Source organism: Enterococcus sp. DIV1314a, assembly GCF_051713805.1.
Classification (GTDB): Bacteria; Bacillota; Bacilli; order Lactobacillales; family Enterococcaceae; genus Enterococcus_I; species Enterococcus_I aquimarinus.
Window position 1 is genome coordinate 2,434,214 of sequence record NZ_JBIOQP010000001.1, and the last position, 13,601, is coordinate 2,447,814.

The 13,601-nt window shown below is 37.7% G+C and carries 9 protein-coding genes and 1 tRNA gene; all 10 read right to left on the reverse strand.

Annotation, left to right across the window (positions count from 1 at the left end; genetic code table 11):
* Positions 1–18: 18 nt before the first annotated feature.
* The 10 genes from IGI68_RS11645 to IGI68_RS11690 all read right to left on the reverse strand — a co-directional run bounded on the left by IGI68_RS11645 (position 19) and on the right by IGI68_RS11690 (position 13,596).
* Positions 19–100, reverse strand: a tRNA-Leu gene (locus tag IGI68_RS11645).
* 283 nt (positions 101–383) lie between these two features.
* Positions 384–1,118 (reverse strand): hypothetical protein, encoded by a 735-nt coding sequence (locus tag IGI68_RS11650; protein WP_071875152.1) that lies wholly within the window; start codon positions 1,116–1,118, stop codon positions 384–386.
* A 98-nt stretch (positions 1,119–1,216) separates the two neighbouring features.
* Entirely contained in the window at positions 1,217–3,043 is a 1,827-nt protein-coding gene (locus IGI68_RS11655; RefSeq protein ID WP_438732991.1) for a glycoside hydrolase family 13 protein, read from the reverse strand.
* Between the two features lie 3 nt (positions 3,044–3,046).
* A complete protein-coding gene (locus tag IGI68_RS11660) occupies positions 3,047–5,458 on the reverse strand; it encodes a glycogen/starch/alpha-glucan phosphorylase (protein WP_438733302.1) in 2,412 nt (803 codons plus the stop codon).
* A gap of 78 nt (positions 5,459–5,536) precedes the next feature.
* Complete coding sequence (gene glgA / locus IGI68_RS11665; RefSeq protein WP_071875150.1) at positions 5,537–6,964, reverse strand: glycogen synthase GlgA; 1,428 nt, start codon at positions 6,962–6,964, stop codon at positions 5,537–5,539.
* Between the two features lie 4 nt (positions 6,965–6,968).
* Positions 6,969–8,108: a glucose-1-phosphate adenylyltransferase subunit GlgD gene (glgD, locus tag IGI68_RS11670; protein ID WP_071875149.1), complete on the reverse strand. Its 1,140-nt coding sequence runs from the start codon at positions 8,106–8,108 to the stop codon at positions 6,969–6,971.
* On the reverse strand, positions 8,098–9,240 hold the full coding sequence (locus tag IGI68_RS11675) for a glucose-1-phosphate adenylyltransferase (RefSeq protein ID WP_438733304.1): 1,143 nt from the start codon (positions 9,238–9,240) through the stop codon (positions 8,098–8,100). Before IGI68_RS11675 ends, glgD begins: the two co-directional genes overlap by 11 nt.
* 31 nt (positions 9,241–9,271) lie before the next feature.
* Entirely contained in the window at positions 9,272–11,179 is a 1,908-nt protein-coding gene (gene glgB / locus IGI68_RS11680) for a 1,4-alpha-glucan branching protein GlgB (protein ID WP_438732993.1), read from the reverse strand.
* A gap of 351 nt (positions 11,180–11,530) precedes the next feature.
* A complete protein-coding gene (locus IGI68_RS11685; protein ID WP_438732995.1) occupies positions 11,531–12,721 on the reverse strand; it encodes a M20 metallopeptidase family protein in 1,191 nt (396 codons plus the stop codon).
* A 41-nt stretch (positions 12,722–12,762) separates the two neighbouring features.
* The gene (locus tag IGI68_RS11690) at positions 12,763–13,596 is read right to left on the reverse strand and encodes a MetQ/NlpA family ABC transporter substrate-binding protein (RefSeq protein ID WP_438732997.1); all 834 of its coding nucleotides are present in this window, start codon (positions 13,594–13,596) and stop codon (positions 12,763–12,765) included.
* Positions 13,597–13,601 lie beyond the last annotated feature (5 nt).

Genomic DNA, 13,601 nt, shown 5'->3' on the forward strand with positions numbered 1-13,601 from the left:
CTTTAATTTAATGCATAATGCGGCCAATGGGACTCGAACCCACACAAGTTTCCTTATACGCCCCTCAAGCGTACGCGTCTGCCAATTCCGCCATGGCCACGAAAATGATTCGTTGATTCTCTTTTAGATGCCTATCCAGTGATGAAGATAAATAGCAAAAGTGAAGCAATGACAATAATAAGATATTAACGATAAATAACGTTCTTGTCAACAAAAAATTGCAAAAAAATAAAGACTTTAGGATTCCCTGATGAACCGGCCTGACTCATTCCTCTTAAGAAAATGAATCGATCGTGTTATCGACAACTTTTTATTTCAGCATTTAAGGATTGAAAGACACGCTCTCTTTCGTTTACAAACGATTGTGAGCGTGTCAATAAGACTTATTTAAAATAATTATTTTCGTTTAAATCATTCGTTTCTTTCGCAATTAATCCATCTAGTGAACGATTTAATGCCATACGTTTTTTTTCTTTCCGAGGAACTTCATCTGTCAGCAATCCCTCGGTAGAAGGAAATTTTTTGACACTCGGTTCATGATCTTTGCGCTCTTGATAAGGAGTCTGTTCATTATCAAATAATAAATAACTCTCTTTAGTCTTACGCATCGATTGCATCAAATCTGCTTCAGAGAATGATGTTGATTCTTCTTCAGGAATAATTGACGCAGGTATGTACTTGGGAACAAAATACGAGCGTCCTGAATACTCTCGTTTAACAGAGGGAACAACTTCTGATTTTTTCTCTTTTACACGAAATAAAGGCTTGCTCGTCATGTCACCAAAGAGCTGTTTCTTCCCGGTTTTGGTTACTTCAACGGTCGTCCGCTTCGTATAATCGGGTAAGTTCGTGCGGTGGCGTTTCAATTCTTCCTTTTGCGCGAGACTATGTCCTGCTTTCGAGTGCGTTTGACGTAGCGATCGTCGTAATTCTTTCGGCTCATCCACAGGTTGCTTTTGCGTATAAAAAGGCGTATCCGTTGAATCCTCTGTCAAAATCCACGACTCTTGCGCGGAAAAAGGCGTGTAATCACCTTCCCGATTAATTTTGACACCTGTTTCATCTGAATAAGCAGGAAAACGAAAATGTTTTCGCTTGATTTCATTGTTACTTCCCATATATCTCATCCTTTAAATCAAGATTTCCTTCATAGTACCATATTTTCAAACAGGATTGACACTATCTCTCCAATAAAAAGAAAGTTTTAGTAGCTTTCTTATGACTGCGAAGAAAGCAAGAAATAACTATTTTCAGCGATCGTCTGATTAGCCAACCGTTGACCAATCTCGTTTGTGACCTTATTTTCTTCCGTTAAAAAAGTGAGCGTTTCAGAGACAAGACACGGAATACTTGTCGGATTGAGAACAAGTGCCACATATTGATCTTGCTGGTATCGTAAGAGTCCAAATAATTGATCCGTATAAAAGAAAGCGAGCTCGCCATCAATCACCGTGGGGGTCGTTTGACGAATCGTAATCCATTTTTTATAAAGATCATAGATGGTCCTATCTTCTCGATTCCACGGATAAAATTTACGATTTTCAGGATCTTTCCCACCTGTTAAGCCCACTTCATCTCCGTAATAAATACAAGGAACTCCAGGAAATAAGAATAACAACCCAATTGCCAAATCCATTTTTTTTATTTGTTCACCTAACACCGAAAAAATACGTTCCGTATCATGCGTTCCAATATTATTAAAATTATTAAAAAAAATGTCTTTGGGATAATTTTCATACAATCGCGTAAAGGAACGCGCTATTTTTTCGGGTGAGGCTTGACTGGTCAGTAAGGCAATGACGCCTTCTCTTAGTGGATAATTCATGACACCGTGCAGCTGATTCCCTAAAATATAGTTGCGTCGCTCTTTATAAGAAATTTTATTCGAAGCATCTTCCCAGACTTCACCGATTAATACTTTATCTGAAAATTGATTTAAGTTTTCGCGAATTCCTCTGATGAATTCCTCGGGTAATTCATCTGCCACATCCAAACGCCACCCATCGACCCCAAGTCGTGTCCATTTTGAAATGACACTATCTTCTCCTCCATAAATGAACGTTTGAAAAGAACGATTCGTTTTATCAATCGTTGGTAAATCTGCAATGCCCCACCATGAGCGATATGTCTCAGGATAGTTAATAAATTGAAACCAAGAATAATATGGACTGCGAATATTCCGATAGGCTCCTTGATCGTCGCCATAACGCCCATCGACATTAAAATACCGGCTATTTTGACCCACATGACTAAATACACCATCCAAAATGATTCGCATATCGTTGCGATGTAGCGACTCGACTAATGCTATAAAGTCCGCTTCCGTACCTAACATTGGGTCAATTGCTAGAAAATCAGCAGTATCATATCGATGATTGCTGGCTGCTTCAAAAATTGGATTTAGATAAAGTCCCGTTACTCCGAGCTCTTTTAGATAAGGGATTTTCGCTTGAATTCCTTTTAAATTCCCACCAAAGAAGTCCCATCGCAAAATTTCACCTTTCTCGTTTTTAATGTACAGTGGCTCATCTTCTAAGGTGCCATACACAAAAGAGTTTTTCTTACGTTGATTCAGTACCCCTGATGGATTGGCGTTGTAAAAGCGATCTGGGAAAATTTGATAAAAAATTCCTTCTTGATACCACTGTGGCGCAGCATCATCTTGCGCATAACACGTCAATTGAAAATCCCAGACGTCACTTTGGAGCTGCTGAATTTGACCTTCTCCACCTTCTTGATTGGCACCAAATAATACCTTTTGTCGCTGTCCATCGATATGAAGTTCCACTTCAAAATGATAATAATAAAGCCCAGGACCTTGATTTAAAAAATACTCATACGAGTAAAAATCGCCTTCGTGTTTTTCCATTGGGATAAAAGTTGTTTCTTCAAAGTCTTTATGTATCACTAAAGTGACCGCTGCAATTTCTTGCGCGATCACTTCAATTGATAGACGGACGAGACTGTTGACTCTGGCCGCCCCAAACGGTTGTTTATAGCTCTTTTTCCATGGATTAAAACGAATGAATACCAGTCTCTCCACCTTCTATCTTCCTTGATGAGTATGAGCAAATAGGGGTTCAATCTGCCAAATATCTTCTGCATATTGTTTCACCGTCTTATCTGCTGAAAACGTCCCTGCATTCGCAATATTAATCAAACTACATTTTTGCCAGTGTGTTGCATCTTGATAAGCCTGATTCAATCTTGCCTGCGCTTCACAATAAGCATCGAAATCTCTTAACAAGAAATATTCATCATTATACAGTAGTAAAGAATCGACTATTTCTTGTCCTTCGCGTTCAATATTCGGAATACTACCATCAACAAAAGCGTTTAATACGCGGTGAACAATCGGATTGGTTTCGTAAACTTCTCGAGCAGAATAGTTTTTATTTTCATAATAGGCATAGACTTCCGCTTCTGTGAGACCAAATATATAGATATTTTCATCCCCCACAGCGTCACGAATTTCAACATTGGCCCCATCGAGTGTCGCAATCGTAATCGCCCCATTCAACATTAATTTCATATTACTTGTGCCGGACGCTTCTTTTGATGCCAATGAGATTTGTTCGCTGACGTCAGCTGCTGGAATAATTTTTTCGGCCAAGCTGACGTTATAATTCGGAAGAAAAACAATTTTAAGTTTATCTCCGATTGTTTGATCGTGATTGACTAAATTTGCCACTTCATTGATGACTTTGATAATTGATTTGGCATAGGCATAACTTGGTGCGGCTTTAGCACCAAAAATGAATACTCTTGGATAAATAGATGCTTGCGGATTCTCTTTGATTTCAAAATAAAGTTTTAAGATGTGCAATAAGTTAAGCAGTTGACGTTTGTAAGCATGCAGACGTTTAATTTGCACGTCGAATATTGCTGTAGGATTCACAATAATCCCGGTTGTTTCCTGGATATATTTCGCCAGTTCTTCTTTCTTTTCTTGCTTCGCTTTGGCTAGTTTTTCGAGGACAATCGGATCATTTTGATAATTCATTAATAATTTTAAATCGGCTGGTTCATGACGCCAAGATTTTCCGATTGTTTCATCTAAAACGCGACTTAACGGTTCATTGGATAATTGTAACCAGCGTCGTTGAGCGATACCGTTCGTTTTATTATTAAAACGTTCCGGATAAATCGTATAAAAATCATGTAAGACCACTGCCTTTAATAAATCTGAATGCAGTTTCGCGACCCCGTTTGTGCTATGGCTGCCAATAATTGCTAAGTTGGCCATGTGAATGTCTTCGCCTTGAATAATTCTTGTTCGCTCGATTAAGGCAGCATCATGAATACCACTCATTGAGACCACATAGCGTCGATCGATTTCTTTAATAATTTGATACATTCTTGGCAAGCTTCGTTTCATTAGATAGGTCGGCCACTTTTCTAATGCTTCGGCCATAATTGTATGATTCGTGTAACTCATGACTTTACTCGTTAAATCCCACGCTTGCTCCCAACTGACTTCATATTCATCCATTAAAATACGCATTAACTCTGGAATACATAACGCTGGATGGGTATCATTAATATGAATCGCCACTTTTTCACTCAGGACATGCCACGGATGATTTAATTTTTTGAAATAACGAATAATACTTTGAATGCCTGCCGAAACAAAGAAATACTCTTGGGCTAAGCGAATCAATCGGCCACGGGCATTCGAATCATCGGGATATAAAACGGCTGTTAAATCCTCAAAGACGCGCCTTTCTTCAATGCTACGATATTTTCCTTCTTCTGATGAAGGTATTTCGACAGACCAAAGACGCATCGTATTGACAATCCCATTTTCAAAGCCAACCATTCCCGTATCATATGGAACTGCTCGTAAAATTGTTTCATTTTCCGCGACGACACCTAATTTTCCATTGGATTTTGGTTGCATGTAAACATCTCCACCAAAATGAACATTTACCGCTTTGCTATCTCGGCGAATTTCCCAAACATTCCCATTTCTTAACCATTCATCGGGTAATTCTACTTGATACCCATCGACGAATTGTTGTTTAAACAACCCATAATCGTAGCGAATACCATTCCCGTTGCCGGGTAACCCACTAGAAGCGATGGCATCCATAAAACAAGAAGCTAACCGTCCTAACCCACCATTTCCTAAAGCCATGTCTTTTTCGACTGCGGCCAAATCTTCTAAATCAACCGAAAACTCGGCTAAACTTTCTCTGACAACTTCTAAAATACCAAGATTTAACAAATTGCTTTTTAATAACTTACCGGGTAAAAATTCAATGGAAAAATAATAAACTTGTTTTTGTTCTTCCGCTAAATAATTATTCCATGTTTTTTGCCAATTCTTATTATAAATCCCTTTAATCGTCGTACCTAAACTAAAAAACAACTCTTGTTCTGTGGCGTCTTCGATTTCAATAGCATACATTTCCTGTACATTTTTACGTAGTTCCTTGATTAACTGTTTTTTGGTGATCATTCCTTTTCCCCCTTTAATGACAAAAACAGACTGGAACAATTCATCGTTGTTTCAGTCTGCATTTGTAGTCATTTCTTAAAGCTGATGGTACAAATGAATGTACGCCTGACAAGCAGTTGTCCAACTAAAATCGTGATTCATTGCATTTTGTTGTATGATATTCCAAGTTTCTGGTGACTGCTCATATAACACGAGCCCTTGTTTGATCGTTTGCATCAAATGAAAACCGGTAAATTCCACAAAACCAAACCCATTTCCGGTTCCCGTTATCGGATTAAAGGGTTGGACGGTATCTTTTAATCCCCCTATTTCATGAACAATTGGTAGCGTCCCATAACGCATCGCAATCATTTGCGATAAGCCACACGGTTCAAAGGCAGAAGGCATTAAGAATAAATCGGAACCAGCATAAATTTTCTGAGCCAGTTGAACATCAAAATTAATATCAACCGCACATTTATGAGGATATTTTTGTGCGATATGTGAAAAAGCAGCTTCAAAACGCGGATCGCCAGTCCCTAATAATACGAACTGTACGTCAAATTGTAATAAGTTTTCTAATTCTTCCAAGACTAAATGGAAACCTTTTTGATACGTTAACCGACTGACTACAGCAATGATTGGGGTATGCGCTTCTTGTGGCAGTCCCATGATTCGTTGCAATTCTTGTTTATTAGCCTGTTTACCTGCACTATTTTCTGCAGAATATGGCGCAATCAGCGCTGGATCCGTCGCTGGATTATTTTGATCATAATCAATTCCGTTTAGAATCCCCGAAAGCTTTTGACGTTCCATTTGTAAGACGGTTTCTAAGCCATTACCAAATGCGGGTGTCATGATTTCTTCGGCGTATGAAGGACTAACCGTATTCACATGATTGGCATAAAGAATACCCGTTTTGAGAAAATTAAGTGCGCCATCCCAACGAGCTGTTCCATCATCAAAACGCTCTTTGCCTACACCAAACAAATCCGGTAGGACATCTGCGCCGTACTTTCCTTGAAACTCAATATTATGAATGGTTAGTAGCGTACGAATAGACTGAAAAGCCTCAATCCAATGATATTTTTCTTTTAATAAGAATGGAATCATTGCTGTATGGTAATCGTTGATATGCATAATGTCTGGAATAAACGCAATTTTTTCCATCATTTCGATTACTGCTTGTTGAAAAAAGGCAAAACGTTCGCCATCATCGTCATAACCGTATAACTGTTCTCGATCAAAATAATACAGATTATCAATAAAATAATACGTGACGTTTTCATCTTTCAACTTTTTGATTCCGCAATACTGCTTGCGCCAGCCAACGTTGACAGAAAATGAGAGCACGTCCTCACACTGATCCTGATACTTACTAGCCATCTTTGTAAAATAGGGTAAGACAACAATCGTTTCAAGTCCTTTTTTAGCGAGCTCTTTGGGTAATGCGCCTGCGACATCACCTAAACCACCTGTTTTAAAAAATGGGGCACATTCAAATGCGGTGAAAAGTATTTTCATCTATTTATCCTCCAATGACATCCTGTGTCACATGCGTTCCTTTTGAAACAACGACAGGATTTTCTTTTGTCCCCTCAATTTTCACTCCTGCATCGACTGTGACATTTTTATCTAAAATTGCATAACGAACAACAGCATTCGAATGAATTTTATTATTTGCAAAAATTAAGGAATGGGAAATTTCTGCACCCTCATAAATATGTGTTCCGCGACTAATGAGAGAATAGTCGACCTTGCCTTCAATCGTACAACCTGTTGCAAATTGACTGTTGCGAACAACGGAAGTGCTGGAATAATAAGTGGGCACTTCATCTTTCATCTTCGTATAGACTTTTTGACTGGAATACATTAAAGAATTAAATTTTTTCACGTCGAGCATATCCATATTGGCATCATAATATGATTTAATATCATAAATATTATTTAAATAGCCTGTATATTCATAAGCAATCGTATTCGGTCCAATCGTATCCCGGAGTAAGCTCTCAATGCTTCCTACGATCCCTGCTGATTGCCGTTTTCGAAGTAAATCAATTAACAAATCAGTCTTGATAATATACGTATCCGTACAAAGATTCACTCGTTCTGTCGGTTCTAACGTACTAACAGAGGCTTTTTCTACGACGATATTATTATCATCTAATTTCAACACAATATCAGAAGAATGCAGCTTTTCTTTAGTCGCTCGTTTATAAACCACCGTCAAGTCCGCTTCTCGTGCTTGATGAATTTGTTGTAGTGCACGCAAATCAATGTTACAAAGAAACTTCGATCCCATAAAGACCGCATATTCCGATTTTGATTTCGTTAAATAGTCAATCACTAATTCATAATAACGACGATTACTATCGGAACGACGAATATAATCTTGGTAGATATGAACGAAGAAACGGTTTTGTACGCCGTCTAAGTTCCATTCTTTCCCGCCACCTAAATGGTCAAAAACTGATTTTGTTTCGCCTTCATTAAAAACCATAAACAACGATTTAATATTGGCATTGGCAACATTGGATAAATTAAAATCAATTAAACGATATTTACAATCAAACGGTAAGGTTGCTAACGGTCGATTTTCAGTTAATGGTAATAATTCATCATAGCGGTGAATATTCCCAATCAAGGCACACATTTTATTAGTCTTCATCAATCGTCACTCCTATCACTTCAGAATAACCCACCACTGCAATTTCATCAGTTCCATCTAATATTGCTCCGTCCCCTAGAATGGCATTTTCCCCAATTATTGCACGATTTAATATCACATTTTTGCCGATCGTGGCACCTGACATAATGACACTATCGGTAATTTTAGCCCCTTCTTTGATCTGGACATCATCTGATAAAATACTATGATTGATTTCACCCGCAACGTAACAACCATCGGCAATCAATGATTGTTTAGCTGATCCTGTCTCTGCAATAAAATGAGGTGGCGAAATATTATTACGTGAATAAATCCGCCAATCTTTATCACGAATATCTAAAGCCATTTCAGGATTTAAAAATTCCATGTTGGCTTCCCATAACGAATCAATCGTACCGACATCTTTCCAGTAGCCATCAAAACGATACGCAATCACATTCTCTCCACTCTCCAAGTAAGCCGGAATCACATGTTTCCCAAAATCATTCATCGTGCTATCTTTGGCATAATTTGTCGTTAAGATATTACGCAAACGTCCCCAATTGAAAATGTAAATTCCCATTGAAGCAAGATTGCTTTTAGGATTTTCAGGTTTTTCTTCGAACTCTATAATACGATTATTATCATCTGTATTCATAATACCAAAACGAGATGCTTCTTTAAGTGGTACTTCTAAAACGGCTACCGATAATGACGCCTGTTTCTTTTTATGCTCCATTAACATTTCTTCGTAATCCATTTTGTAAATATGATCTCCTGATAAGACTAATACGTATTGGGGGTTTAACTGATCAATATAATCAATATTTTGATAAATCGCATGCGCTGTTCCTTCAAACCACTTGCTTCCTTCCGAACTAGAATAGGGTTGTAAAATAGTCACACCCGAATTAATCCCATTCAATCCCCAATTGGCACCATTTCCGACATGCGTATTCAAGGCTAACGGTTCATATTGCGTAACGACTCCTACGTGATTGATTCCCGAATTGGCACAATTACTTAACGTAAAATCAATAATCCGATATCTCCCACCAAATGGTACAGCAGGTTTCGCAATACTTTTGGTCAACTTTCCAAGTCTCGTCCCTTGTCCTCCTGCCAAAATCATCGCAATCATTTCATTCTTCATTGCCACGGTGAATAAATCCACCTTCCCTCCCTTACTTTTTACTTGATAACCCTTTTTTTATCTGGATATTTTTAGGACGAAGATATAAGACACCTGAAGCGGGTACGACGGTTTTAATTTGGTAACTGAAAGCATTAGTCTCTTTTTCCCTTGTTACTCGAATAGGATTATGCGCTTGCCACGTCCCACCAAATTCGATCATTTCAGTATTAAAAACCTCTTCATATTCACCTTCGTAAGGCACACCAATTACAAAATCTTGTCGTTCCACTGGTACCAAGTTCACTACAACAACTAAAAAGTCTTTCTTGCGTGAGCCTTGACGAATAAAGGTTAAAATGGATTCCTCTGTGTTATCCGCGTCAATCCATTCTATCGTTGTCGGGGAATAATCGATTTCCCATAAAGCCCGTTCACGAAGGTATAGATCATTTAAATGTTGGGTGTACTGTTGCATTTTGTGATTCAATTCATCGTGTAAATCCTGCCATTCTAAGCCATGATCATATTTCCATTCCAAAAATTGTCCCCATTCACTTCCCATAAACAACAATTTTTTTCCAGGGTGGGCAAACATAAACGCATACAAATTTCTAAGTTGAGCAAATTGCTGTGATCGCTCGCCCCACATTTTGTGCATCAAACTTTTCTTCCCATGTACCACCTCATCATGCGACAAAGCGAGGAGATAATTTTCATTGTGACGATACATAAAAGAAAACGTTATTAACTCAAAATGATTTTTTCGAAACAATGGATCCATTTCATAAAAACGCAAAATATCATTCATCCAGCCCATATTCCATTTGTAATCAAAACCTAAAGCACCAGTTTCAATTAAACCCGTGATTTGCGTTTGTGAAGTGCTTTCTTCCGCCATCAAAATGACTTGCGGATGGGCAAGCTTCAAGACTGCATTTAATTTTTGTAAAAAATAATAGCCTTCGAAATTACGATTTCCCCCTTCATGATTGGGTGTCCAAGGACCGTCGTCATAATCTAAGTACAGCATACTCGAAACCGCGTCCACTCGAATGCCATCAATATGAAACATCTCGATCCAATATAGCGCACTCGAAAGTAAAAAACTTTGAACTTGTGGTTTCCCTAAATCAAAACAAATCGTGCCCCAGCGATTATTCTTAGCGCGATTAGGATCCGTATATTCAAACGTCGGTGTTCCGTCATAATAAGGCAATGTATCTTCATTTGCACAATAATGACCTGGAACCCAATCAATGAACACCCCAATATTAGCTAAGTGACAAGCTTCGACAAAATCTTGAAATTCCTCCGGTGTCCCGTAGTAAGAAGATACAGCAAAAAAACCAATTAATTGATAACCCCAGGATGCGCCTAGCGGATGTTCCATTAAAGGCATAAATTCAATATGCGTGTAATTCATTTTCTTTACGTAAGGAATCAGTTCTTCTTTTAGTTCTTTGAATGTGTAAGGTCGCCCATCTGCTTGATGTTTCCAAGAACTCGCATGAACTTCATAAATATTAATCGGTCGTTTAAAATGATTCGAACGTTTTTGGCGTCCTCTCCATAATCCATCCTTCCACTTCTTGTTTGGAACAGTATGAATGACCGCTGCCGTTCCAGGTCGTGCTTCAAAACGAATGGCAAAAGGATCGATTTTCATGATTTCTCGCCCGTCTGCTTGACGCACCTTATACTTATACAACTGTCCTTCTTGTGGAATATCAGTCTCAACTTCCCAGACCCCTGACCGTTCTCGTCGCATCATCGGTAATGAGTCTCCCCATTGGTTAAAATCACCGACAAGCCATACTTGTTGTGCATTTGGCGCCCAAACACGGAATGTGAATAGACTTCCTGTTTTTTGAATGCCAAGAAAGTGTTGCGCATAGAAATTTTCTCCGGTTAAGAATCTTTCTTCTGCCTCAAAAGCCGCTCGTAACTGTTCTTTCATAACAACCTCCTTGTGATTCTTTTATCTAATCATCTTGTTACTAATTCTTAATAATATTATAGCACATTCTTAATATAAAATGAGTGATTGTAATGGCATTTCTCATAAAAAGCATAACGAAAGAGAATAAAATATTTCCAGTTAGCGATTTTATGATTTTTTTGTTTCTGATATTATTTAAGCTAAATATAAGTTACGCTTTTTTTAAATCATGGGGATCAGTAACAGTTAATTTCGGACTCCGTTTCAATTATTTTCCTGCTTCATGATTATAAAAATAACCATCTTTGTTAATCGATGGTTATTTTTATAAAGGAATATTTTAATAGATTCAAGTGTTTATATTGATATTCAATTCTCTCTACCTATCATTCCTTCTGCAACTGTTAAAAATAATCGAACGCCCCATTCTAATGCATTCTCATCAAAGTCAAATTTTGGGTGATGAAGTGGATATGTTTTAGTGGGTGCGGCACCAACAATTGCAAAAGAAACAGGTACTTTCAAGCTATAAAAAGAGAAATCTTCACCTGCTAAGGTTGGTAGAAATTTTTCCACACAATCTCCGTAATTTCGAATTAAATTTTCTCTCAATTCATTTACTAGTTTTTCATCATTAACTAGTGGTGAGGATGGTGCATCGCCTTCTTTTAAATGATCAATTTCAAATTCAGCATGATAGGAAAATTCATAAAGAGCACTATAGATTCGCAAGGTCTCATTGATTATTCGATGTAAATCTAATAGCGCCCTTTGGTCTAACGTGCGAATAGTACCACCAAAACGTAATTTGTCGGGAATTACATTTGTAGCGTCCCCTGACTGAATATATGTGATTGATAATACATTAGGAACCAACGGATCAATTTTTCTATTAATTTGAGCTTTTATAGATTGAATCATGTCTAATGTAGCATTAATTGGATCAATCGCTTGGTGTGGTCGTCCAGCATGTCCTCCAAGTCCGATGATTTCAATATGAAACCAGCTGCCTGCTGCCATAATAGGTCCACTCGCTAATTGATACTTACCTACTTTCGCATCAGGCCATAAATGAACAGCATACGCCGCTTCAACATTATCTAAAATAGAGGTTTTTATTAACTCTCTCGCTCCGCCAATCTCTTCTCCGGATTGAAAGATAAATAGAATTTCACCATGCAACTGTTCTTTATAACCTAAAAGTATTTGTAATACCGTTAAAAGCATTGCCATATGACCATCATGACCACAAGCATGCATCCGATTTTGATAGACGGATTTAAAACTAAAATCCGTTTGTTCTTCAATAGGTAATGCATCAATATCAGCTCGGAAAATAATTCTTTTTCCAGGAAACTTTCCTTTTAAGCAAACTGTTACAGTAGTAGGTAATGGTCGTTCCACGGTTAACTTAGCATCCATCGATTGAATCACTTTTTCTAGATAATCGGCTGTTTGATATTCTTCGTTAGAAATTTCTGGATACTGATGGAAATATCTCCGCCATCTTACAGTCTGATTCATCATTTTTTTTATTTCTACCTCAAACACTTTACTCATCATGGCTCCTTTTTTATAGTCAATTTTAGCTTCATCGCTTTTTACCACACTGGGATAAATACATTACCATATTCTTTTGTAATTGCTTCTTTTACATTATCTTGCAGATAAGCTTCAACTACTTTTGCGTATATTTCATTATCTTTATCTTCCGTTCTAGCTACAATTACATTTATATAGGGGGCGAATGCTTCATCATCAGGATCGATTTCTAAATTGAATATCGCATCTTCAATCGGATCCTTCCCGTTATCTTGGACTATACCAGCATTGGTAATTCCTGCAGCTACATCAGGTAATAATTGTAAGATTGTTGCTGGATCAGCCTCTTCAATTTTTAATTTCAACGGGTTCTCCAAGATATCATTACTAGTCGGTAGATTTCCTTTTTCTGGATCAACTGTGATTAGACCTGCACGATCTAAGACAATCAACGCCCGTCCCGCGTTCGTTACATTATTAGGAATTAATATAGTATCTCCTTCTTTAATTTCTGATACGCTCTCAACTTTTTCTGAAAAAATATTCAATGGTGCAACGTATGTATCTGCAATTGCCGTAAAATCATACCCTTTGTCGTTAATCTCTTGATTCAAAAAAGCATGATGCTGAAATGATGTTAAATCTAATTCACCTTCGGACTGTGCAATATTCGTATACGTTCCATCGCTAAATGATTGTAATTCTACAATGATGTTCTCATCTTTCAGATTCTCGTTTACAATATCCCAAATGAAATTCGTGCTATCTCCTACAACCCCTACTTTCACAATAGTCGGCTCATCCTTTTTGACATCATCTTTTGCCGTCGCTGTTGAACAAGCGGATAATATTGTTATCAATAAAATACTGAATAATGGTTTAATAAATTTCATAAAAA

Excerpts from the sequence above, each read along its gene's own strand:
- IGI68_RS11650 (WP_071875152.1), bottom strand. The coding sequence starts at position 1,118 with ATGGGAAGTAACAATGAAATCAAGCGAAAACATTTTCGTTTTCCTGCT.
- glgA (WP_071875150.1), bottom strand. The coding sequence starts at position 6,964 with ATGAAAATACTTTTCACCGCATTTGAATGTGCCCCATTTTTTAAAACA.
- glgD (WP_071875149.1), bottom strand. The coding sequence starts at position 8,108 with ATGAAGACTAATAAAATGTGTGCCTTGATTGGGAATATTCACCGCTAT.
- IGI68_RS11675 (WP_438733304.1), bottom strand. The coding sequence starts at position 9,240 with ATGAAGAATGAAATGATTGCGATGATTTTGGCAGGAGGACAAGGGACG.
- glgB (WP_438732993.1), bottom strand. The coding sequence starts at position 11,179 with ATGAAAGAACAGTTACGAGCGGCTTTTGAGGCAGAAGAAAGATTCTTA.
- IGI68_RS11685 (WP_438732995.1), bottom strand. The coding sequence starts at position 12,721 with ATGAGTAAAGTGTTTGAGGTAGAAATAAAAAAAATGATGAATCAGACT.
- IGI68_RS11690 (WP_438732997.1), bottom strand. The coding sequence starts at position 13,596 with ATGAAATTTATTAAACCATTATTCAGTATTTTATTGATAACAATATTA.